The sequence below is a fragment of the Streptomyces sp. NPDC055078 genome (assembly GCF_053607985.1).
Window position 1 is genome coordinate 1 of sequence record NZ_JBSGUP010000061.1, and the last position, 22,989, is coordinate 22,989.

The 22,989-nt window shown below is 69.4% G+C and carries 21 protein-coding genes and 1 pseudogene; 13 read left to right on the plus strand and 9 right to left on the minus strand.

The annotated features are described in order from the left end of the window. Positions 1 to 51 precede the first annotated feature (51 nt). The 9 genes from ACWF94_RS08220 (at position 52) to dmpG (ending at position 8,258) form a co-directional block, all read left to right on the plus strand. On the plus strand, positions 52 to 984 hold the full coding sequence (locus ACWF94_RS08220) for a LysR substrate-binding domain-containing protein (protein WP_453485891.1): 933 nt from the start codon (positions 52 to 54) through the stop codon (positions 982 to 984). A gap of 141 nt (positions 985 to 1,125) precedes the next feature. Next, entirely contained in the window at positions 1,126 to 2,571 is a 1,446-nt protein-coding gene (locus ACWF94_RS08225; RefSeq protein ID WP_453485924.1) for a 2-hydroxymuconic semialdehyde dehydrogenase, read from the plus strand. A 41-nt stretch (positions 2,572 to 2,612) separates the two neighbouring features. Then, a complete protein-coding gene (locus ACWF94_RS08230; protein ID WP_453485893.1) occupies positions 2,613 to 3,455 on the plus strand; it encodes a 2-keto-4-pentenoate hydratase in 843 nt (280 codons plus the stop codon). Position 3,456: 1 nt separating this feature from the next. Then, positions 3,457 to 4,230, plus strand: a complete 774-nt coding sequence (locus ACWF94_RS08235; RefSeq protein WP_453485894.1) for a 2-keto-4-pentenoate hydratase — start codon at positions 3,457 to 3,459, stop codon at positions 4,228 to 4,230. Continuing rightward, a complete protein-coding gene (locus tag ACWF94_RS08240; protein WP_453485896.1) occupies positions 4,227 to 4,655 on the plus strand; it encodes a RidA family protein in 429 nt (142 codons plus the stop codon). Before ACWF94_RS08235 ends, ACWF94_RS08240 begins: the two co-directional genes overlap by 4 nt. 10 nt (positions 4,656 to 4,665) lie before the next feature. Further along, complete coding sequence (locus tag ACWF94_RS08245) at positions 4,666 to 5,238, plus strand: 3-hydroxyanthranilate 3,4-dioxygenase (protein ID WP_453485897.1); 573 nt, start codon at positions 4,666 to 4,668, stop codon at positions 5,236 to 5,238. A gap of 20 nt (positions 5,239 to 5,258) precedes the next feature. Beyond that, positions 5,259 to 6,272 (plus strand): amidohydrolase family protein, encoded by a 1,014-nt coding sequence (locus ACWF94_RS08250; protein ID WP_453485899.1) that lies wholly within the window; start codon positions 5,259 to 5,261, stop codon positions 6,270 to 6,272. Beyond that, complete coding sequence (locus ACWF94_RS08255; RefSeq protein WP_453485900.1) at positions 6,265 to 7,218, plus strand: acetaldehyde dehydrogenase (acetylating); 954 nt, start codon at positions 6,265 to 6,267, stop codon at positions 7,216 to 7,218. Before ACWF94_RS08250 ends, ACWF94_RS08255 begins: the two co-directional genes overlap by 8 nt. Continuing rightward, positions 7,215 to 8,258: a 4-hydroxy-2-oxovalerate aldolase gene (gene dmpG / locus ACWF94_RS08260; protein ID WP_453485902.1), complete on the plus strand. Its 1,044-nt coding sequence runs from the start codon at positions 7,215 to 7,217 to the stop codon at positions 8,256 to 8,258. The genes ACWF94_RS08255 and dmpG overlap by 4 nt, the downstream gene beginning before the upstream one ends. Positions 8,259 to 8,485: 227 nt before the next feature. Here dmpG and ACWF94_RS08265 read toward each other — a convergent pair whose 3' ends face one another. From ACWF94_RS08265 to ACWF94_RS08290, 6 genes are all read right to left on the minus strand, one after another. Beyond that, positions 8,486 to 9,739, minus strand: a complete 1,254-nt coding sequence (locus tag ACWF94_RS08265) for an MFS transporter (protein ID WP_453485903.1) — start codon at positions 9,737 to 9,739, stop codon at positions 8,486 to 8,488. A gap of 392 nt (positions 9,740 to 10,131) precedes the next feature. Further along, complete coding sequence (locus ACWF94_RS08270) at positions 10,132 to 10,710, minus strand: amino acid synthesis family protein (RefSeq protein ID WP_453485905.1); 579 nt, start codon at positions 10,708 to 10,710, stop codon at positions 10,132 to 10,134. A gap of 18 nt (positions 10,711 to 10,728) precedes the next feature. Next, the gene (locus ACWF94_RS08275) at positions 10,729 to 12,198 is read right to left on the minus strand and encodes a 4-hydroxyphenylacetate 3-hydroxylase family protein (protein WP_453485907.1); all 1,470 of its coding nucleotides are present in this window, start codon (positions 12,196 to 12,198) and stop codon (positions 10,729 to 10,731) included. Between the two features lie 104 nt (positions 12,199 to 12,302). Beyond that, on the minus strand, positions 12,303 to 12,881 hold the full coding sequence (locus ACWF94_RS08280) for a flavin reductase family protein (RefSeq protein ID WP_453485909.1): 579 nt from the start codon (positions 12,879 to 12,881) through the stop codon (positions 12,303 to 12,305). 59 nt (positions 12,882 to 12,940) lie between these two features. Then, on the minus strand, positions 12,941 to 14,143 hold the full coding sequence (locus tag ACWF94_RS08285) for an amidohydrolase family protein (RefSeq protein WP_453485911.1): 1,203 nt from the start codon (positions 14,141 to 14,143) through the stop codon (positions 12,941 to 12,943). 466 nt (positions 14,144 to 14,609) lie between these two features. Beyond that, complete coding sequence (locus ACWF94_RS08290; protein WP_453485913.1) at positions 14,610 to 15,209, minus strand: MarR family winged helix-turn-helix transcriptional regulator; 600 nt, start codon at positions 15,207 to 15,209, stop codon at positions 14,610 to 14,612. A gap of 219 nt (positions 15,210 to 15,428) precedes the next feature. Here ACWF94_RS08290 and ACWF94_RS08295 point away from each other — a divergent pair. The 4 genes and pseudogenes from ACWF94_RS08295 to ACWF94_RS08310 form a co-directional block, all read left to right on the plus strand. Continuing rightward, positions 15,429 to 15,512, plus strand: a pseudogene (locus ACWF94_RS08295) (NADPH-dependent F420 reductase); the annotation flags it as partial. A gap of 987 nt (positions 15,513 to 16,499) precedes the next feature. After that, on the plus strand, positions 16,500 to 17,798 hold the full coding sequence (locus tag ACWF94_RS08300; protein ID WP_453485914.1) for an MFS transporter: 1,299 nt from the start codon (positions 16,500 to 16,502) through the stop codon (positions 17,796 to 17,798). Next, the gene (locus ACWF94_RS08305) at positions 17,798 to 18,862 is read left to right on the plus strand and encodes a phenylacetaldoxime dehydratase family protein (protein ID WP_453485916.1); all 1,065 of its coding nucleotides are present in this window, start codon (positions 17,798 to 17,800) and stop codon (positions 18,860 to 18,862) included. Before ACWF94_RS08300 ends, ACWF94_RS08305 begins: the two co-directional genes overlap by 1 nt. An 84-nt stretch (positions 18,863 to 18,946) precedes the next feature. Further along, positions 18,947 to 19,885, plus strand: a complete 939-nt coding sequence (locus ACWF94_RS08310; protein WP_453485918.1) for a carbon-nitrogen hydrolase family protein — start codon at positions 18,947 to 18,949, stop codon at positions 19,883 to 19,885. Between the two features lie 74 nt (positions 19,886 to 19,959). Here ACWF94_RS08310 and ACWF94_RS08315 read toward each other — a convergent pair whose 3' ends face one another. From ACWF94_RS08315 to adh, 3 genes are all read right to left on the minus strand, one after another. After that, positions 19,960 to 20,943: a LysR family transcriptional regulator gene (locus ACWF94_RS08315; RefSeq protein ID WP_453485920.1), complete on the minus strand. Its 984-nt coding sequence runs from the start codon at positions 20,941 to 20,943 to the stop codon at positions 19,960 to 19,962. Between the two features lie 263 nt (positions 20,944 to 21,206). After that, positions 21,207 to 21,521: a DUF6884 domain-containing protein gene (locus ACWF94_RS08320; RefSeq protein ID WP_453485921.1), complete on the minus strand. Its 315-nt coding sequence runs from the start codon at positions 21,519 to 21,521 to the stop codon at positions 21,207 to 21,209. A 68-nt stretch (positions 21,522 to 21,589) separates the two neighbouring features. Beyond that, on the minus strand, positions 21,590 to 22,989 hold a 1,400-nt coding region (gene adh / locus ACWF94_RS08325; protein ID WP_453485922.1), incomplete at its 5' end, for an aldehyde dehydrogenase.

The following is a 22,989-nucleotide window of genomic DNA, read 5'->3' on the forward strand; positions in this document are numbered from 1 at the left end:
CGGGCACGGCAGTCCCCGGAAGGTGCCGGCCGTGGAGCCAGAGGGGCCGATATGGACGTACCCCGTCTCCTGGACGGACGCCTGAAGCTGCGCCATCTGATCCTGGTCGACGCCTTGTCGGAACAGGGCAGCGTCGTCGGAGCCGCGGCGGCCCTTCATGTGACGCAGCCGGTCGTGACGCGCGGCCTGCTCGACCTCGAGGCCATCCTCGGTGTCTCGCTGTACGACCGGGGACCGCGCGGGATCAAGCCGACGGTCTTCGGAGTGGCGTTCACCGACCACGCCCGCGCTGTTCTCGCACAGCTGACGCAGGCCGCCCGGCATCTGGTTGAGATCGCCGAGGCCGACCGGGGCACTGTGGTCGTCGGTACGCACCTGGCGGGCTCGAACCTGCTGCTGCCCCGTGCCATCGCGGCCGTCAAGACCGAGCATCCGCTGCTGACGGTCATCGTGCGTGAGGCGACGCCCGAGGCGCTGCTGGTCGATCTGGAGGCCGGCCGTATCGATCTGATCCTCGGCAGGCTGACCTCGCCGAGAGGCGGGACGACCACCCGCGAGATCCTCTACGACGAGTCGGTGAGGATCACCGTCGGGGCGGGCCACCCACTGGCCGGGCGGGATGATGTCCACCTGCGGGAGTTGCTGGAGTTTCCGTGGATCCTGCCCGGTACCGAAACGGCGCTGCGCCGCGAACTGGAGGAGTTCTTCATCCGCCACGGGGTGGCGCCCCCGGCGAACCGTATCGAGTGCACCTCGTTCCTCACGGTCCGTCAACTGCTGGTCGAAACCCATGTGGTGGCGGCCCTGCCGAGCCTTATCGGCCACGGCGACCCGCGCCTGGCCAGGCTTCCCGTGCCGCTGGAGTCGATCGGTCACAGCGTGGGGGTCACCCTGCCCGCCGACAGGCCGCCCGGCCCGTCCGCGCGGAAGCTGCTCGCGACGCTGCGCACCGTCGCGGCGGCACTGGTGCCTGACGCGGACTGAGCGCCGGGCCCCGACCGGCCTCACCCGCCGCTATGCCGATGAGGCTATGGCGGCGAGGAGAAATGGTATTGGACGGGCATGGTTCGCCCGGCTGATGCTTCCTGTACGCACATCAGAGACGGGAAGTGAGGAGTGGGCATGATGAATCCGGCGCACTACGTGGGCGGCGCCTTCCTGCCGCACACCGATGCGGCCGACACGCTCCCACTGGTCGCTCCCCGCGACGGATCCCTCCTCGGCAGGGTCCCCGAGGCCACCCGCGAGACGGTGGACGCCGCCGTCGCGGCAGCGCGTGCCGCGCTGAGCGGCCCCTGGAGCGCGACCGGTGCCGAAGGCCGTACCGCCGCCCTGCGGCGCATCGCCGAGGGGATCGAGGCCCGGTCCGACGAGTTCGTCGACGCTGAAGCGCTGGACACCGGAAAGCCGCGTGAGCTGGCCGCCGCGATGGACATTCCGCGTGCCATCGGCAACTTCCGCGCCTACGCCGATCTGGTGTACGGCCGCTCCGAGCGTGCCCACCTCACGACGGTACCCGGCTGGAGCACCGGCACCGGCCAGGCGCTGAACTACACCGTCCGGCGCCCCATCGGCGTCGTCGCGGTGGTCTCGCCGTGGAACCTCCCCCTGCTGCTGCTCACCTGGAAGGTCGCCCCGGCGCTCGCCGCAGGCAACGCGGTGGTCGCCAAGCCCTCCGAGGAGACACCGAGCACCGCCACCCTGCTCGCCGAAGTGATCGACGCGTCAGGACTGCCTCCCGGCGCGTTCAATCTGGTGCATGGTCGCGGGGCCGGCGGGGCGGGGGAGTTGCTCACCACCCACGCGGATGTGGACGCCATCGCCTTCACCGGCGCCTCGGCCACGGGCACCGCCATCATGCGCGGCGCCGCCGCCCACCTCACACCGGTCTCCTTCGAACTCGGCGGAAAGAACCCCGCTCTCGTCTTCGCCGACGCCGACCTGAAGAAGGCGGTCGACGGCACTGTCCGCTCGGCCTTCACCCACTCCGGACAGATCTGCCTGTGCACGGAGCGCGTGTATGTCGAGCGTTCCGTCTACGGCGAGTTCGTCACCGCGCTCGGCGAACGGACCCGGGAGCTGACCGGCTACGGTCCGATGATCTCCGCCCGGCACCGGGACAAGGTGCTCTCGTACTACCGGCTGGCCGCCGACGAGGGCGCCGAGACCATCGCAGGCGGCGGGGTCCCGCACTTCGGTGACGCCCGCGACAACGGCTTCCACGTCGAACCGACGGTGCTCACCGGCCTTCCGCAGCGCTCCCGCGTCCTACAGGAGGAGGTGTTCGGCCCGGTCTGTCATGTCGCCCCCTTCGACACCGAGGAGGAGGCGGTGCGGCTGGCCAACGACAGCCGGTACGGACTCGCCGCCACGGTGTGGACCACCGACCTGTCGCGCGCCCATCGGGTGGCGCCGCGCATCGAGGCCGGCGTCGTCTGGGTCAACTGCTGGAACCTGCGTGATCTGCGGACCCCCTTCGGCGGCAGCAAGGACTCCGGCATCGGCAGGGAAGGCGGAGAGTACTCCCTCGACTTCTTCTCCGAGCCGGTGAACGTGTGCCTCCAGGTCTGAGCGACCTGTGGTTGACGCTGCATCAGAGACCAGGTGATCGCATGACCGCTACCCCGCCAACCCCAGCCGGACGCCGTAACCGGGCCGACGGGCCCACCGCCGTGGAAGCCGCGGCCGCCCGACTGCTCGACGCCCACGCCACCGGGACGCCCTGTGCACCGGTCCGCGACCTGATCGGCGATATCGGCGCCGCGTACGCCGTCCAGAACCATCTGACGGAGCACTGGCTCGCCGAAGGGCGCAGACTCACGGGCCGAAAGATCGGCCTGACGTCGCCTGCCGTGCAACGACAACTCGGTGTCGACACCCCCGACTGCGGGATGCTCTATGCCGACATGGCGGTGCCCGACGGCGCGGAGATCCCCGCGGGTGCGGTACAGCAGCCCCGGGCCGAGGCCGAGGTCGCCCTCGTCCTGGACGACGACCTCACCCATGAGCGGCACACCCTGACGGATCTGCTGCGTGCGACCGCCTTCGCACTGCCCGCCATCGAGGTGTGCGGCAGCCGGATCCGCGAGTGGGACATCACCGTCGCCGACACCGTCGCCGACAACGCCTCCTGCGGCCGGTACGTCCTCGGTACGCGCCCGGTGCCGCTGCGCGACGTGGACCTGCGCCTCGCCGGCATGGTCCTGGAGCGCCGGGGCGAGCAGGTGTCCGCCGGAGCGGGCGCCGCCTGCCTCGGCCACCCGCTGAACGCCGCGCTCTGGCTGGCCGACACCCTCGTACGGCTCGGCCGTCCGCTGCGCGCGGGCGACACCGTGCTCACCGGAGCGCTGGGACCCATGGTGCCGGTGCAGGCGGGGGACGTACTGGAGGCACGCATCGACGGACTCGGTGACGTCCGCGTCGCCTTCGCACCCGACGCCGCCGAGGAGGTCTGAGATGACACCAACGGACATCGCCGCACTCGCCCGGACGCTGGACTCCGCCACACTCGGCACCCGCACCGCTCCCCGGCCCACCGATACCCAGCCGTTCGGCACCAGGACCGCCTACGCCGTGCAGCGGGCGGTGATCGAACGGCGGTGTTCCCGCGGCGAGTCGCTCATCGGCGTCAAGCTGGGATTCACCAGCCGCGCGAAGATGGCGCAGATGGGTGTCGATGACGTCATCCTGGGGCTGCTCACCGATGCCATGCTGGTCGAGGACGGCGCGGTCCTGGACACCGGTGACCTGATCCACCCGCGAATCGAACCCGAGATCGCCTTCCTGCTCGGCCGTCCCCTGTCCGGACGGGCCACAACGATGGAGGCCGCCCGTGCCGTCGCCGGCGTCGCCGTCGCCCACGAAGTGCTCGACTCACGCTACGAGGACTTCCGGTTCACCCTCGCCGATGTCATCGCCGACAACGCCTCGGCAGCCCGCTTCGGGGTCGGCCCCTGGCGCGCCCTCGACGGTCTGGACCTCGGCAACCTCGGACTGCTGGTCGAGAGGGACGGCCGCCCGGTGTCGACCGGATCCTCGGCGGCCATCCTCGGCCACCCCATGCGCTCCCTCCTGGCCGCGGCCCGCCTCGCGGGCGAGGCGGGCATCGCGCTGGAGCCAGGCTTCGTGGTACTGGCAGGCGCGGCCACCGAGGCCGTACCGCTCCCCCGAGCCGCGCACGTGAGGGTCCTGGGAGCCCGGCTCGGCCAGGTGGAGGTGACGACCCGATGAGCACCGATCCGGGCGTCCTGGTACAGGGCAAGGCCCCGCCCCGCGGACGTTTCCCGCACATCAAGCGTGCCGGTGACATCGTCTACGTCTCCGGGACCAGCTCCCGGCGGCCGGACGGGTCGTTCGCCGGGGCGAGCGCTGATGCGATGGGCACCACCACTCTCGACATCCGTGAACAGACCCGCGCCGTCATCGAGAACATCCGCGACCTGCTGCGCGCCGCGGGTGGAGACCTGTGCGACATCGTCACCATCTCCACGTACCTCGTCAGCATGAACGACTTCGGAGGCTACAACGAGATCTACGCCCAGTACTTCGACGAGACCGGGCCCGCCCGCACCACCGTCGCCGTCCACCAGCTCCCGCACCCCCACCTGCTCATCGAGATCGCCTGTGTGGCCCACCTTCCCGAGGCCACGCCCTGAGGAGACCGCCATGGCCCTGCCACAGCTCACCAACGGCCGGCCGTTCAACTTCGCCCGGTGGATCGACGAACACCAGGAACTGCTCAAGCCGCCCGTCGGCAATGTCCAGGTCTGGCGCGACGCCCACCTGATGGTCACCGTGGTCGGCGGCCCCAACCAGCGCACCGACTTCCATGACGACCCGCTCGAAGAGTTCTTCTACCAGCTGCGCGGCAACATGGTGCTCCGCGTCATGGAGGACGAGGGCAAGCCACCGGTGGATGTGCGGATCGACGAAGGGGACGTCTTCCTGCTGCCACCGCATGTGCGGCACTCCCCGCAGCGGCCCGAGCCGGGCAGTATCGGCCTGGTCGTCGAGTTCGCCCGGGCGGAGGGCGAGCGGGACGCCTTCGAGTGGTACTGCGTCGACTGCCATCGCCTCGTGCACCGTTCCGTGCTCCAGCTCACCTCCATCGTCGACGATCTGCCGCCCGTCTTCGACTCGTTCTACGGCGGCGACCGGACCTGCCCGCACTGCGGCTCCGTGCATCCGGGGCGGCACTGGCCCGAGCGGATGCGACCGCGTACCGAACCCCGCCCCTGACCCGGCCAACGGAGAGCCCCTTGTCGGTCATCGATGTCCACGCACATGTCTTCCCCCAGATATCGCGGCCGGAGAGCCGCATACTCCGCGATGTCGGCGCACCGTGGCTTCGTGTCCACGGTGACGGCACCGGAATGATGATGAGCGGTGCCGAGGAGTACCGTCCCGTGACGGGTCCGCTGTGGGACCCGGCGCAGCGGGTCGCCGAGATGGACGCGCTCGGCGTCGACGCCCAGGTCATATCGTCCACACCGCTGCTGTTCGGATACGACGCTCCGCCGGCCCGTGCCGCACAGTGGTGCGACCTGGTCAACGACCGCATTCTCCAGTACTGCGCCGACGCGCCCGGCCGGCTGCTGCCGCTGTGCCAGGTACCCCTGCAAGATCTGGAGCTGGCCTGCGAAACGGTCTCGAACGCGGCGGCCGCCGGACACCGAGGGGTCCACATAGGAAACCACGTCGGCGACCGCTCCCTGTCGGACGAGGACATCATCGCGTTCCTCACACACTGTGCGCACGAAGGCGTGCCGGTGCTCGTCCACCCCTGGGACATGCCCGGTGGCCGGCGACTGCGCCCGCACATGCTGCGGTGGCTGGTCGGCATGCCCGCCGAGACCCAGCTCAGCATTCTGGGAATGACGCTGGCCGGCTCGTTCGAGCGGCTGCCGGAATCGCTGAAGCTGTGCTTCTGCCACGGCGGTGGTTCGTTCGCCTTTCTGCTCGGCCGCGCGGACAACGCCTGGCACAGCCGGGACCTCGTCCGCGCAGACTCACCCAAGCCGCCGTCGGCGTACGTGCGCCGCTTCCACGTCGACTCCGCAGTCTTCGACCCGCGAGCACTGCGGCTGCTCGTCGACGTGATGGGACCGGACCGGGTCATGCTCGGCACCGACTACCCCTTCCCGCTGGGGGAACAGCGGCCCGGTGCGGTCGTCCGCGACTGCCCCGGCCTGAGTGACACCGAGCGTGCCCTCATCCTCGGCGGCAACGCGGCCGAGTTCTTCTCCGTACGCGTGGAGGACAGCCATGCCTGACCCGGCCAAGGTCGCGATCATCGGCTCCGGCAACATCGGCACCGACCTGATGATCAAGGTGCTGCGGCTCTCGGACACCCTCGAAGTCACCGCACTGGCGGGGATCGACGCGGCCTCCGACGGCCTGGCCAGGGCCCGCCGCCTGGGCATCGCCACCACCCACCAGGGCGTGGACGGCCTGGTCGCCCTGGACGAGTTCGCCGATGTGGAGATCGTCTTCGACGCCACCTCCGCCGGTGCTCACCGCCGCCACGACGCAGTACTGCGCGGCCTCGGCCGCACGGTCGTCGACCTCACCCCCGCCGCCCTCGGCCCGTACGTCGTCCCGCCGGTGAATCTCGACGCACACCTCGACGCGCCCAACGTCAACATGGTGACCTGCGGCGGCCAGGCCACCATCCCGATCGTCGCCGCCGTATCGGCCGTGGCACCCGTCCACTACGCGGAGATAGTCGCGTCGATCTCCTCCCGCTCGGCCGGGCCCGGTACCCGGGCCAACATCGACGAGTTCACCGAGACCACCGCCGACGCCATCGCCCGCGTCGGCGGTGCGGCCCGCGGCAAGGCGGTGATCATCCTCAACCCCGCCGAGCCGCCACTGATCATGCGGGACACCGTGCACTGCCTGATCTCGCACGGCGAGAGGGAGGCGGTCACCGCCGCTGTCGAGGCCATGGCCGGCCGGGTCCGGGCGTACGTACCCGGCTACCGCCTCAAACAGCAGGTGCAGTTCGACGCGGTACCCGCCGACGATCCCGTGCGCGCACTGCTGCCGCCAGGGGCCGCGCGACACGACGCCGCCCGGGTCTCGGTATACCTCGAAGTCGAGGGCGCCGCCCACTACCTGCCGGCCTACGCGGGGAACCTCGACATCATGACGTCCGCGGCGCTGCGTACCGCCGAGCGCATCGCCTCCCACCGCGCCACGACCGAGGTCACCCGATGACGACCCCTCAGCAGAGCACTCGCCCGACCCTCTACATCCAGGACGTCACCCTGCGCGACGGCATGCACGCCATCCGGCACCGCTACACCGTCGGCCAGGCCCACGCCATCGCCACCGCGCTGGACGCCGCGGGCGTCGGAGCCATCGAGATCGCCCACGGTGACGGCCTCGCGGGCTCCAGCATCACCTATGGAGTCGGCGCACACACGGACTGGGAGTGGATCGAGGCGGTCACCGACGCCGCCCGGCACGCCGTCCCCACCACACTGCTCCTGCCCGGCATCGGCACCGTCCGCGACCTCAAGCAGGCGCACGCCCTCGGCATCCGCTCCGTGCGCGTCGCCGCCCACTGCACCGAGGCCGATGTCTCTGCCCAGCACATCGCCGTCGCCCGCGAACTGGGCATGGACGTGGCCGGTTTCCTGATGATGTCCCATATGGCCCCGCCCGCCGAACTCGCCCGCCAGGCCCGGCTGATGGAGTCCTACGGCGCCCACTGCGTATACGTCACCGACTCCGGCGGCCGGCTCACCATGGACGGAGTACGCGACCGTCTCCGCGCGTACCGGGACGTGCTCGACCCGGACACCGAACTCGGCATCCACGCCCACCACAACCTCGCCCTCGGCGTCGCCAACACGGTCGTCGCCGTCGAGAACGGTGTCACCCGCGTCGACGCCTCCCTCGCCGGACAGGGCGCGGGCGCCGGCAACTGCCCGCTGGAGGCGTTCATCGCCGTGGCGGAACTGATCGGCTGGCAACACGGCTGCGACCTCTTCCCCCTGATGGACGCCGCCGACGACCTCGTCCGCCCGCTCCAGGACCGCGAGGTGCGCGTCGACCGGGAGACACTCAGCCTGGGGTACGCCGGTGTCTACTCCAGCTTTCTGCGCCACGCGGAGGCAGCGGCCGAACGGTACGGGCTGGACACCCGCACACTCCTTGTCGAGATCGGCCGCCGCGCCATGGTCGGCGGCCAGGAGGACATGATCACGGACGTGGCCCTGGACCTCGTCGCCGGGACACGGGGCCGCCCGTGAATCCGGCCCCGAGCCGGCCCTCCGTCGAGACCACTGCCGGATCCGCGTCCTCATGCCGGAACAGGTCAACTCGGCTCAGCCGAGACCTCGTTGAGGTGGGGAACTTGTCCGGACAGATGACGCCCCGTCATGTTCCGTCCTGTTCCACGCGGGCAGTCCGCTGTGTCCGGCAGCAGGGGGAAGAGTCGCGCGAAGAGGGCGTTCGTCGGGCCCCGGCGGCCGTTCCGTCAGCCGGTGGGCTCGGCGGCACGGGGATGTCCGGCGGCGGGCAGGGTGAGTACCGCCAGACAGGCCAGGACCGCCACCACGGCGAAGAACCAGAAGCCCCACGGGTGTCCGAATCCCGCCGAGACCAGCGCGCCCGTGATCGACGGTCCGACGATGGAGCCGATGCGGCCCAGCCCCGAGGCGGCGCCGAGCGCGGTGCCGCGGATGTCCGCCGGGTAGAACTGGGTGACGTAGGCGTAGAGCAGTACCTGCGCGGAGAAGACGAACGTTCCCGTCAGGAAGATGACGGTGTTGAGCAGCAGATCGCTGGGGAACCGTACGCTCAGACTGCCCAGCATCGCCGCCGCGGCGGCGAACCAGAGGAGCGCGGTGCGTTTGATGCCGCGCCGGTCGGCGACGTACCCGCCGATGATCAGGCCCACGACGCCGCCCGCGTTGAGGATGAGGAGCTGTGTCACGGCCGCCGGTACGGGATAGCCTGCGTCGTTCATCAGCTTCGGCAGCCAGGTGTTGAGTCCGTAGACCAGGAGCAGGCCCATGAAGGACGCCACCCAGATCCCGATCCCCGCCCGGAGGTAGGCCGGGGCGAGCAGTTCGGTGAACGGTACTCTCCGGGCCTGTGGGGCCTCCTTCGCCCGGACGAACGCCTCCGACTCGGGCAGCCGGAGCACCTGGACGGCGGCGACGATCAGGCCGGCCGCACCCAGCACATAGAACAGCACATGCCAGTTGTCCGACGCCCACAGGGCGAGCAGGGAGATGACGACGGCACCGGTGTGGTAGCCCGTCATGGTCAGGGTGTTGGCCTGGGCCCGCCGGGAGGCCGGCATGTGCTCGGCCATCATCGTGAGAGCCACGGGCATACAGGCGCCCATGCCGATCCCGGCTATCAGGCGGAGCACGGCGAACATCGCCACCGACGACGCCAGCGGCACCAGGAGGGTGAACACCGAGAACAGGACCGTGGAGGCGATCAGCAGCCGCCGGCGGCCGAACCGGTCGGCCAGCGGTCCGACCAGAAGCGCGCCGATCGAGACGCCGACCAGGGACATCGCGGCGACGGTAGTGGCGTCACCGGTGGTCATGCCCAGGTACTCGGTGTCCAGGAGTGTAGGGATGATCGCGCCGAGGATGACGAGGTCACAGCCCTCCAGGAGGACCGTGATCCAGCACAGGGGGACGACCCAGGCGGAGTGCGCGCCGGCAGTGCTGCCCGCAGGACGGTGCGCGTTCGGCGGAGCGGTGGGTGGCATGAGGGATCCCTTCAACTGCGGTGGCGGGAGAAGCGGTGTGGTGTCCTCCGCCGGACAGCCGCTGGACGGCCCATGGATATGACACAGGCGGAGGACGGCACCCCACGCGGCCCGGCGGTGTTCCGCGGATGGCCTCGGCCGGCGCGCGGCCGGGATGCTGTATGCCGGCGGCCCGCAGGTGTGTGCGGCCGGGATGCTGTGTGTCCGGGGCGGGAGGTGTGTCCGCGGTCCGGAGGGACGGAGATATGCCGGTGGCGGGGCAGACAGGAGTGGGCCTGTCTGCCCCGGTGTCGGTGTACGCGGCTTTCCGTTCAGCGCTTCGGGGAGGGTGCGCCGAGGGGGCGAGGCGGCTGACCGCACGGGGTGCTGCCCCGGCAGTCAGATGCGCGAGGTCAGCGCAGGCCGTCCTGCCCGGCGATCTGGTCGGCGGGGACACCGCCGATGCGGGCGTTGATACGGCCTCGGTTGGCGTAGACGGCGATCGCGACGAACTCGTCCGGGCCCGGGGAGTCCGCGAGCTTGACGGTGAGGCCGTCGTAGTGCGAGCGGACGTAGAGGGCGTCCTTGTGGGCGAGGGGGATGTCGATCGGCTCGCCGCGCTCGGCGCGCTTGGTGAAGGAGGGCACCCAGGCGAACCCGCCGTCGGCGTGACGGCGCATGGCGTTGCCGAACACGGTGGTCAGCAGCGCGTTGACCTGCTCCTGCTCACCGGAGGTGCCGACGAGGCCGCCCTTGCCGTAGCTCTGGACGGGGGTGCCCAGTGCGGCGCGGGCGCGGCGGCACAGTTCGTCGGCCATGGGCTCGCTGGCGGCGACCAGTTCGCTGAGATCCTTGACGTACTCGCCGGCGTAGGGGTTCTCCATGATGGCGCACACCGCGACCTTCCGCAGGGGGCCGAGTTCGTCGGACTGGCCCATCACCTCGTTGATCTCGTCGATCTGGGTGTACCAGCGCCTGATGTTGAGCTGCATGTCGGTCCCTTCAGGGTGTTACGCGGTGGTGTGGGAGGCGAAGGTGAAGTCCGTCTCCAGGGCCAGGAGCTGATCGACGAGCCGGCGGGCGCCGTCCCAGTCGTAGCTGTCGAAGACGCGGGCGTCGCAGATGTGCTGGGCGGCGGAGTAGAACATCTCGTACTGGAGCTGGCGCCCGGCGAACTCGGTGCCGACGAAATCCCAGATGGTCTTGAGCAGTTGGACACGCTCGTCGGCCGGAGCGGCGACCGACCGGAAGTATCGGCGGACGTCGTCGGCCGTCTCGGCGGAGGAGAAGGAGTCCGCGGAGGAGGGTACGGCGATGAGGGAGCCGCCGGCGAGTTCGCGCAGCCACCGGAGGAGTTCGGTGATGAGCTGGCGTTGCAGGCTCATTCCGGTGTAGATGAAGCGCTGGTCCGGGATGTAGATGTCGCCGACCTTGGTCGGGGTGAGTTCGGCGGCGCGGACCAGGCCCTCGATCTGCGAGGCGATGGTGGCGACGCCGCCGCCGAGCTGCCCGCGCACGGGAGGCAGCTTGTCCAGACCGTGCAGCTCGGTGAGCCTCATGGCCAGGCCGCAGGCGAACCGCAGTTTGACGCAGAACCGGCTCAGAGCCTGGTAGTTGGCGAGCAGATGGGCCCCGGTGTGGGTGAACTGCTCACGGGTGAGGGCGACGTCCTTGTAGACGAAGACCTCCTCCCACGGGACGAGGACGTCATCGAAGACGATCATGGCATCGCTCTCGTCGAAGCGGGACGACAGCGGATAGTCGAAGGTGCTCGTGGCGGCCTCGCCGTAGGGGCGGCGGGGGTAGAGCTTGACGCCCTCGGCGTTGACGGGCATGACGCACGAGATGGCGTAGTCCTCGTCGCCGGGCTGGAGCGGGACGACGTAGGTGAGCAGGATGTAGTCCGCCATGACCGCGGAGGTGCCGATCATCTGGGCGCCGCGGATGACGATGCCGTCGGAGCGCTCCTCGACCACACCGGGGTAGAGGAAGGGCTCGGGCTGCTGGTGGGCCGGCTTGGAGCGGTCGATCTGCGGGGGGACGATGGCGTACGAGACGTACAGGTCCTCGCGGCGGGCCCGCTCGTAGAAGCGCACCAGGTTGTCGGCGAACTTCTGGCCGTTCCTGGCGAACAGATGCCGGGAGCCGACGAAGGCGGTGAGCAGGGACGAGACATGGTCCGGGGTGCGCCCCATCAGGCCGAAGCTGGGGGTGGCCCAGCGCTCGTGGTTGCGGCGGCGGGAGCTGAGGGCCTCGGGGGTGGACGGCGGCTCCCAGATCCGGGAGAAGGTCTCGCCGGTCTCGGGGTCGGTGTAGCGGGCGTCGGGGTCTTCCGCGATCCGGTCGTAGAGACCGGCCATGACGCCGACCGGGCCGGCGAAGCCCGGGTAGGTGGTGACGTCGTCGACGAGCTTTCCGTCCACGTAGATCCTGCGGCCGTCCTTGAGAGCCGCGAGATACTGACTGCCGGTCCTCAGCATGGCTCCTCCTTCTCGGTGGTGCGTGTGGTGTGCGGGGTGTGTGTTTCGGGGTTACGGAGCATGGGAGTCTCGGTGTTCCGGGGGTTTCGGTTTGCAGGGGCGGGTCAGGCCATCGAGCCGAACAGCATCCGCTCCCACAGACGGTTGAGGGCGGTGTCGTCCGGCTCCTCCATCCGCTGGTAGGAACGGTCGCAGTAGACGAGCGGACGGTGCTGCTCGCCCAGGCGCATGCCGCGGACGGTGCCGACGACGACGGAGTGGGTGAACGCCTCGTGCATGGCGGACACATCGAGGTCGAACGAGGCGACGGCACCGTCGATGAACGGCGCACGGCCGTCTTCGGAGGGCAGCAGCCAGTTCGCGTCGAGGGTCTTGTCGCCGCCGGGGCGGGCGCACTGGTTGGAGATGCTCCTCTGGTCTTCGGCGAGGAAGTTGATGCCGAACCGGCGCCGTCGGGCGATCTCCGTGTGGGTGCGGGTGAACTTGTTGATGCATACGAGCAGGCTCATCGGTTCCACGGACAGTGAACTGACCGAGCTGGCCGTCATCCCGCACGCACGCTCGCCGTCGGCGTAGTAGGTGATCACGGAGACGGAAGCCGCGAACCGGGAGAGGGCGGCGACGAACTCGCCCTTGAACTCGGGCGACTGCGCCACCGTGCCGGTGCTGGGAGCAGGGGACATGTGCTTTCTCCTTCACGGACCCGGCGATGAGACGACAGTAAATTAGTGAAGTAACTTCGTCAATGTGCTGCACTGAATGATTGTGGGAGGTACCCCTTGATACCGGCGGACCGGGCGGGTGCGGGGGTGTTGCGGCTGCGTCCGGCCCGGACGGTTCCGTCGGTGACGACCGCACTGATGCCCGGGATGTCGCCGCGCTCAAGGGCGGTGAGGACGTCGTGACCCGCCGAGCCCCACGGGGCGTCGAGCACCACGAAGTCCGCCGGCGCGCCAGGGGTCAGGACGCCGCCGGGCACGTTCCATACGCGGGCGCAGTTGCCCGATGCCATCGCCCAGACCTCGGCCGGGTCGGCTCCGGCCAGGGAGGACAGTTCGGCGACGGTCTTGATGACACCCAGCGGCATGACGCCGGTGCCGGTGGGAGTGTCGGAGCCGATGACGATCCGGGAGAGTTCGCCGCGTCCGGCGGCCGTGCGCAGGATGTGGACGGCGGAGCGGACGTTGCCCGCCTGGACGAGCTGGAGCGCCATGCCGGACTCGGTGATCACCCGCTCCAGCCCCGCCTCGGGCAGCGAGGTCGGGCCTCCGTTGATGTGCCCGCACACATCGGGGCGCAGGAGCAGTAGGTGGTCGGGGGTGATGGGCTTGCTGCCGGGGACGCTGGCCCCGCCGGAGTGGCACATGACGGTGATGCCTGCCTCCTGGGCCCAGCGGACCTGGTCGACGCCGTCGGCGGGGTCGGCGTACGCGCCGAAGCCGAACTTGGCGAGGTGCACTCCGGCGGCGGCCAGCTCGGCGAAGTCCTCGGGCCGCAGGGCGGGTTCGAGGACGACCGCCCCGGCGTGAACGGTCATTCCGCCGGGGCGGAAGTTGTCGAAGCAGGTCTTGGCGGCGATGGCGAGCGCCTTCACACCGACTGCGGTGTGCGGGCGGCCGGGGGCGTGGATCTCGCCCGGAGAGATGACGCGGGTGATGCCGCCGTGGGTGTAGCTCTCCAGGAAGTCGACGGTCTTCTGGCGGGGTGTGTAGTCGCCCAGAACGACGTGACAGTGGGAGTCGATCAGCCCGGGGGCGACGGTGGTGCCCTGGGCGTCGATGACGACGTCGCAGGAGTCCGGCGGGGTCGGGCTGTCTGCGGCCGGGCCCAGATGGGCAATTGTTCCGTCCGTGGCGATCAGGCAGTCGGCCGCCTGATCGACGGGTGTGTCGATGTCGCCGGTGAGAAGTGTGCCGATGTTGACCACGGCGAGTGTGCGTGACACGGCGGTTCCTTTCATGGGCATGATGAATCTGCCGATCTGCCGATCTGCCGATCTGCCGATCTGCCGATCTGCCGACCGGAGGCCGGCGGTGTCGGGGAGGGAGTGTGGGGGAGCGGTGCGGAGGTCGGTCAGTGGGGCCTCGGCTGTGGGGCGCTCGCCTCGCGCCGTCAGGTGAGGCGTGCCGCGCCCTTGACGGCTGCCGGGGGTCCGGCTTCCGGGCGGCTGCGGGCAGTTGCCGCGCCGTGGTCCGTGCGGCCGGTCGGGGTGGGGGCAGGGGGCGTGCGGCGCCCGGGGTGTGGTCGGGGTGGGCGGTGCGGCGAGCCCCGCGTGCGGCGCCTGGCTGCTATTCGGTGAATGAAATTACTTAGGTTTGTTCATTATTTGGTCATGGGGCGGTGTGCCGACGCGGTGGCGTCCGGTACGCGGGTGCGGGTGCGGGTGCGGGTGCGGGTGCGGGTGCGGAGGGTTAGGGGCCGTGCTCCACAACGGAGGGGGTTTCGGTCGCGATGAACGCCTGTAGGGCCAGGGCCTGGTCGGACGTTGCGATGAGCCGCCTGACCAGCCGGTTCAGCTCGCGGAATTCCTCGGCGGTCAAGTCGGCGAACTGCCGGTCGTTGACCTGCCGCTGGATGGGGGCGAGTTTGCGGAGCCGCGTCATCCCCTCGGGCGTGACGGTGATCCGCTGGACCCTGCGGTCTTCGGTGCTGCGGCTCTTCTCCACCAGCCCCTGGGCGGCCAGTTTCTTGATCTCCATCGTCGCGAAGGTGGGTGTCACCCACAGGTGCTCCGCGATGTCCTTCACGCGGACCTCGCCGTGGGTGGCCAGATGGGCGACCGTGATCAATGTGGTGTACTGCGCGCCCGAGAGGCCGACCATGGCCGCGTGGCCCGCACGTACGGCGTCGTGCCGTGCGGCGAGCGCGAACAGCCCGTGGGTCAGCTGCCGGAAGTCGTCGTCCGTGCCGCCGGGGAGAAGCTCGGGGCGCCCGACCGTCAGCGGCGCACGGATACCGCCGTCGGGGGCCGTATCCTCGGCCCGCTGCGGGGTCGGCGTCTCTGTGCTCATCCAGCCCTCCCGGGTGGTACGAACGGCTGATGATGTGTAGTGGACGGGGTGGCGGCAGGAGCCGGGTGTCGGCCGCGGCCTGCGTCGTTGGGCCAGCGTAGAAGCCCCGGAGACATCACGTCAATCACTTGATGAAGTTTATTAGCTATTCTGGTTGGTCGTCGATAGGCTCAGGCCCGCCCGGCGATCGCGGGGATGGAACGATCCGGTTCCCCCGTATCGGACCAGGCTGCCGCGCTTCTGCCCGGCTCCCCGGGGACCGCCGCATTCCACCAACTGTCCGCCGTCCTGCTCCAGTGCCCCAGCTGTCGACGAGATAACGGTCGCTGGGCCGCCCCGTCGGAGTTCCGGTGCGGCGTACGCGATGCCTGCTGCTTCTGACGGCGGCCCCGGACAGGTACCCGGCTCTGGCAACCAAGGGTTTCCACCCGTGGTGTGTCGTGGTGCGCCGGCCGTCGTCCAGCCCGGTCACCCCGACCGGCTACCGCAGATCCACCTCGTCGGACATCCCTTCGGCCCGGGATCCGTACCTCCCCGTCCTGGCGGACGTACTCACTGAGATCTTCGTGGTCTCAGTCCTGCGCGATTTCAGTGCAGTTCACCTGAGTGGCTCGATGCGGGGCCGTGCTCGCGGCCTGCCGGTGCCGCTGGACATACTCGGCGCAGCTCTCGCCCGGCCAGGTGCATGGGCCGTCAACCGCCGGGTCGCAGGGAACCGGGTCCGGGGCGGTGGTCGGGCGGGGGACACGCGCCGTCGGGGGTGCGTCGGTGAGGAGGTTGGTGGCCCCCCATCCGGCGGTGCTCACCACCAGGGTCATGATCGCAAAGGCCGGCATCCAGCGAGATCGCCTCATCGTGCACCACTCCTCCTCGGCCCCGACCGGCCGGTCGGCCTCCCGTTCCCGCCGTGGCCACGCCGGCGCTCGCGGAGTTCTCCGGGGCTGTGCCCCATTGTCCCCTCGGACTGAACCGTTCCGGCGGGGCGACAGCCAGGATCCGCCGCCGTGTGTGCCGTGGTGACGGCCGCGCCAGTTATCAGCGTCGCAAATTATGGCCATGAAGAGAATTTGTTTCCCTGAATATTCGGTGCGACGTAGTGTGCTGGATCACCAAGACCTAATGGCGCCTTCAGGTCGATGCTCGCGATCTCGTCCCCGTTCGCGTACGACGTTTCACGTCGGGCGCTTCAGCCAGGAGACCACGGTGACCGTGTCCCACACATCAAATCCGCTCGCTGCGGCAGATCCGCCGAGCAGCCCCAAGGATCGACACACCATCAGCTCTGGCCAGGTGCGTTCCATCCGTGCCGCAGTCGCAGGCAACGTGCTGGAATGGTTCGACTGGACCCTGTACGCGGTCTTCTCCACGTATATCGCCAAACACTTCTTCGAAAAGAGCGACCCGTCATCCGCACTCCTGGCCACACTGGCGGTTTTCGCGGTCGGATTCCTTGCCAGGCCGCTGGGCGGCCTGGTCTTCGGGAAACTCGCCGACACCCGGGGCCGTAAAACCGTCCTCGTCACGACGATCAGCATCATGGCCGCCGCCAGCCTGATGATCGCCGTTGTGCCGGGCTACGACAGCATAGGCGTGTGGGCCTCGGTGCTTCTCCTGGTCGCCCGCCTCCTGCAGGGTCTTGCCCACGGCGGTGAGTCCGGCGTCTCGTACACCTACATCTCCGAGATCGCCCCGGCCGACCGGCGTGGCCTCTGGGCCAGTTCGGTGTTCGTCGCGGTCATGCTCGGCGTCATGCTGGCCACCGGCCTGGGCGCCCTGCTCACCAGCACCATGGGCGAGGAGGCCATGGAGCAGTACGGGTGGCGCCTGGTGTTCGTCCTCGGCGGGCTGCTCGGCTTCCTGGTCCTCTTCCTGCGGCGCAGCGCCGAGGAGTCACAGGAGTTCGAGAACACCGCAGAAGCCGACGAGCAGGAGACAGAACCGGCGCCCTCCCGCGCCATGGCCTTCAAGACGGGCGTTCTCGTCGTACTGCTCTCCTGCGGCCACAACTGCACGTACTACGTGTGGGCCACCTTCGCACCGTCCTTCGCCATCTCCTCACGGGGTATGGATTCCAGCGACGCCTACATCGCGAGCCTGCTCGCCCAGGCTCTGACGCTGGGAGTGATCGTCCTGTGCGGCTCCCTGGCCGACCGCTTCGGCCGCCGAGTGATGATCATCGGGTTCGGGATCGGCTCCATCCTCCTGTACTACCCGCTCTCCCTGCTGGTCAGCGACGCGCCCTGGACGCTGTTCGTCGCACAGGCCGCCGGTATGGCCATCTGGGCCATGGCTGCCGCCATGTACCCGGCGTTCATCTCCGAACTCTTCCCCACCCGCACCCGGGCCACCAGCGTCGCCTTCGCCACCTCGATCTCGGTCGCTCTCTTCGGCGGCACCGCCCCCTACCTGATGACCTGGTTCAACCAGTCCGGCCGCGAGTGGGCCTTCTGGATCTGGATCGGCGTGCTGTGCAGCCTGGCCATCGTCGGCGGTGCCATCGTGCGCGAAACGAAGGGCATCGACCTGGGATCGGTCACCTCGCCCTTCCGTACCCGGTCCCACCGCACCACCAAGGAGGTGAACGCCTGATGTGGCAGAGCGCCTATCCCCGCACCGTCCCCGAGAAACGCCCTCCCGGGCACACGCCCCGCGCCCCGCGCTGGACCGCCGCCTTCGACGCCCCCATCTCGCTGATGACCTGCGACTATCTCGCCATCCAGTGCGGCAGCGAGACGTCACCGGAGGCAGCGGAGTTCCTCGCCACCATCCGGGCCACCCACACGGATGCCGGCAACCACCGCCCCGAGGCATGGGAGTTGCTGTCCTTCACCGACGACGAGGGCATGGTCAACCTCGTCCACCTCGGCTACTGGCGGGACGCGACACAACACGCCCGCTGGGCGGAGCACTCCCGCCTGGCCACCTGGTTCGCTTCGCTGGACCCGTCCTCGATCTCCTTCGGCGCCTGGCACGAAGTCGTCCAGACCCCACTGGACCGGCTGGAGACGATCTACTCCGACCCGCGCCGTGAATTCGGGCTCGCCGCCTGCCCCGGCATCAGCGTCAGCCCCATGACCACCAACGGCTACTACGGGGCCGCCCGCGACCGTATGCCCGCGTCCGCCATCGACCGGCTCGAAGCAGGCTCCCCGCACCGGCGGCGTACTCCCGCCGTCCCCTCGCTCCAGCGTCGCCTGCGTGCGGAAAGCGGTCACAACACCGCGGTGATCCGCTCCGGACAGTTCTACGCCGGGGCCGAGGGCGAACAGCTGCGGGACTACAGGGAATCCCTCGAACCCAAACTCATGGCCGGCATGGAGCACCTCAAACGCAAGGCCGACACCGAAGGCACCATGTCCCTGCGCATCATGACCAGCCGCGACACGACGACCCTTCAGCCGCAGCGCGAGACATCCGTCTACGGGCACTTCCACACACTGGAATCGCTGGAGCGCTGGGCCGCCGAACACTCCACCCACGCGGCCATCTACGAGCACGCCATCCGCAAGAACCGCGAGTACGGCGCCGATCGCGCGGTGACCACCTGGCACGAAGTGTTCGTCCTGCCGCGCTGTGCCTCCTACGAATACGTCAACTGCCACCCCCGGACCGGCATTCTGCCCTTCGCCCGCACGGTGATGGATGTCCACTGAGCCGGTGCTCACCTCGCACGACCTCGCCGGCGCTTCCGCTCATCCGTCTGCCCCCGACCCGTCAACCGCCCTGGGAGGTACCCCATGACCGCCACCAAAGTCGCCGTCGCCCAGTTGGGCTCCATCGCCTTCGATTCCGAAGCGACCACCAAGAAGGCCGTCGCCGCCATCGAGGAAGCCGCCGACAACGGTGCCCGTGTCGTCGTGCTGCCGGAAGCCGTCCTCGGCACCTACCCCAAGGCACTGTCCTTCGGCAGCCTCATCGGACGCCGTACCGAAGAAGGGCGCGACGAGTTCCTGCGCTCGTGGAACAGCGCCGTCGAACTCGACGGCCCCGAACTCGCCGCTGTCGCCGACGCCGCACGCGAGAACGGCATCTTCGTCGTCATCGGCATCGTGGAACGGGCCGGCCGCACCATGTACTGCACCATCGCCATGATCGATGAGAACGGGGCACTCGCGGGCCACCACCGCAAGCTCATGCCCACGGGGGCCGAGCGTCTCATCTGGGGATTCGGCGACGGCTCGACCATCCCCGTCGTCGACTCCCCGGCCGGCGCCCTGGGCAGTGTGGTGTGCTGGGAGAACTACATGCCCCTGCTCCGGTCCGCCATGTACAGCCAGGGCATCGAGATCTACTGCGCGCCCACCGCCGATGACCGTGACACCTGGATCCCGTCCATGCGGCACATCGCCCTCGAAGGCCGCTGCTACGTCCTGACCGCCTGTCAGGTCATGCGCCGCAAGGACTACCCCGATGAGTACGCGGCCGCCTTCGGCACCGCACCTGACGATGTCCTCATGCGCGGCGGCAGCGCCATCATCAGCCCGCGCGGCGAGGTCCTCGCGGGGCCCGTGTACGACGAGGAGTGCATTCTGTACGCCGAGGCCGACACATCCGACATCATTCGCCAGAGCCTGGACCTGGACGTTTCGGGGCACTACGCGCGCGCCGACGTCTTCTCCCTCAACGTCGACACCTCACCCAAGCGGCCTCTCAACCAGACATCCGACGGGCGGTGACATCCGGCATCTCTGCCCATGCCCGAGGCGTCCGAGAGCGCGGAACTCGTACGCTACGGCCCTCGGCGGCCGCATCACCGGGCCCGCCTTCCCGAATCCTGGGTGTGCTGTTCCGGCGCCTGGGTGGCGCGAGGCGGAGGCCCCGCGCACCGTTCCACCAGTTCCTGCAGCCATGCCTGCTCTGCCTGGGATTCGCGTTCCACCTTCCAGAGTTGCGCGATGGTGAAGCGCGGGACGGGGATCGGTGGCGGGGCCCAGGTGAGCGCGTCGACGGACTCCGCCAGCGCGTGTGCCGTGTAGTCCGGCACGGTCGCGATGCAATCACCGGGCGTGAGGATGGGGACGGCGCCGGCGAAGTGACTCACCGAGACGACGGCCCTGCGTTCGAGTCCCTGCTCCTCGAAGTACTGGTCGACGAAGCCGCGCTGGGCATCGTAGGAGACCCGTACGTGCCGGGCCGCCAGGTACTCCTCTCGCGTGAGCGGTTCGGACAGGGACGGCGAATCCCGTGCGTAGAGGCAGGCGTAGCTGGAGGCGAACAGGATGCGTTGCCGGTAGGCCGCGGGTACGTGGAGCGGGCTGACACAGACGACGAGATCGGTCCGGGGGTCGTCGAGGGCCTTCTGCCAGAGCACGCTGTTGGTCTGGTGGAAGGAGAAGGTGACGCTCCACTCGTTGCGGAGCGCCTCTGCCATGATCCTCGGCGCGAGCACGGATTCCAGGTCGTCCGAGAGCGCGAGGTGGAATGTGCGCGTGGCGGTGTGGGGGTCGAACTCCCCCGCGGCGAAGACCGACTCGTCCACGAGGGCCAGCGCACGGCCGATCCGGGGAGCGAGTGCCAGCGCCCTCGGTGTGGGGACCATACCCGCCCGGGTGCGCTGGAACAGCGGGTCGTCGAAGACATGCCGCAGTCGGCCGAGGGCCGCGCTCACCGCCCCCTGGCTCAGGTGCAGCTTGGCAGCGGCACGGGTGACATGCCGCTCCTCCATCAGAACCTGGAAGACGACCAGCAGATTGAGGTCGACCTTCCGAAGATTTGCGATGTTGATAATCCCCATCCCTACTATTTGCGACACTGCCCAGTGTGCCCCATGCGGCAGTGAAACAACGGAGCCGCACTACCGCTCCCGCAGGCGAACGCGGACCACGCTGCCGAGGTCCTTGACACCGGAGCGGTGGTGACCGCGGCTTGCCCCGCGCCCTTCGGTCTCACTCCGCCGTACCGCCGGCGAACGGCATCGTCCGCACCGCCGTTCCCCCCTGCGGGGCCAGCGCCCCGAATCCACTCCCGGCCACGTCCTCGGCGACTCATCTGCTTCGGTCAAGCGGTTGGCAGGAATGTCCGTCTCGTCGTCGGCGGCACGCCGTAGGGCTCGATGACCCGGTCCAGCGGGATCAGCCCGTACCGGGCGCTGAGGACCAGGACGGTGCCGCCGTCCGCGGTCAGCGCGTCGGCGGTGCGCCGGGCCATGGCGTACAGGCTGCCGGTGCAGAGGCGGCCCGCCTCGGCCGGACGGTCGAGCTCGGCACCGGCCGGACACGGCCTGACCGGAGGGCGAACCCGTGACGGCGCGCAACGCCCGACCGGTGATCCGAGCCGCCTGACTCGGCCGAGCGACGCCGAATGCCGACTCACCGCGTAGAAGTGCGCCGTCAGGGTGCCCGACCAGGGAAACTCCCTGGCCGGGCACCCTTTTTCGGCTCCTAGAAGAAGCCCAGCTTCTTCGGCGAGTACGACACCAGCAGGTTCTTCGTCTGCTGGTAGTGCTCCAGCATCATCCGGTGGTTCTCCCGGCCGATGCCCGACTGTTTGTAGCCGCCGAACGCCGCGTGCGCGGGATAGGCGTGGTAGCAGTTCGTCCAGACCCGGCCCGCCTGAATCGCACGGCCCGCCCGGTACGCGGTGTTGATGTCCCGGGTCCAGACGCCCGCGCCGAGGCCGTAGAGGGTGTCGTTGGCCGTGCTGATGGCGTCGTCGAAGTCGGAGAAGGAGGTGACGGCGACGACCGGGCCGAAGATCTCCTCCTGGAAGACCCGCATCCGGTTGTTGCCCTCAAGGATCGTCGGCTGGATGTAGTAGCCGCCGGACAGTTCGCCGTCGTACTCGATGCGCCGGCCGCCTGTGAGGATCTTGGCGCCTTCCTGCTGGCCGATGTCGAGGTACGACAGGATCTTCTGGAGCTGGTCGTTGGACGCCTGGGCGCCGATCATCGTGCCGGTGTCGAGCGGGTGGCCCGGCAGGATCTGTTCGGTGCGGGCGATGGCGGCCTCCAGGAAGTCGCCGTAGTGGCCGCGCTGGATCAGGGCGCGGGACGGGCAGGTGCAGACCTCGCCCTGGTTGAGGGCGAACATCGTGAAGCCTTCGAGTGCCTTGTCGCGCAGATCGTCGTCGGTGGCCCAGATGTCGTCGAAGAAGATGTTCGGCGACTTGCCGCCGAGTTCCAGGGTGACCGGTTTGATGTTCTCGGAGGCGTACTGCATGATCAGCCGCCCGGTCGTGGTCTCCCCGGTGAACGCGATCTTCGCGACGCGGGGGCTGGACGCCAGGGGCTTGCCCGCCTCGACACCGAAGCCGTTGACGATGTTGAGGACTCCGTCGGGGAGCAGATCGGCGACCAGGCTCAGCCAGTAGTGGATCGAGGCCGGGGTCTGTTCGGCGGGTTTGAGCACCACGGCGTTGCCTGCCGCCAGCGCGGGAGCCAGCTTCCAGGTGGCCATCAGGATCGGGAAGTTCCAGGGGATGATCTGGCCGACCACACCCAGGGGCTCGTGGAAGTGGTACGCGACGGTGTCGTCGTCGAGCTGGCTGAGGGAGCCCTCCTGGGCCCGCAGGGCGCCGGCGAAGTAGCGGAAGTGGTCGATGGCGAGCGGGATGTCGGCCGCCAGGGTCTCCCGGACCGGCTTGCCGTTGTCCCAGCTCTCGGCGACCGCCAGCTGTTCCTGGTGTGCCTCCATCCGGTCGGCGATCCGCAGCAGGACCAGGGCGCGTTCACCGGCCGGGGTGCGGCCCCAGCCGGGGGCCGCCGCGTGCGCCGCGTCCAGGGCGCGTTCGATGTCCTCGGCCGTGCCGCGCGCGATCTCGGTGAAGGGGCGGCCGTCGACCG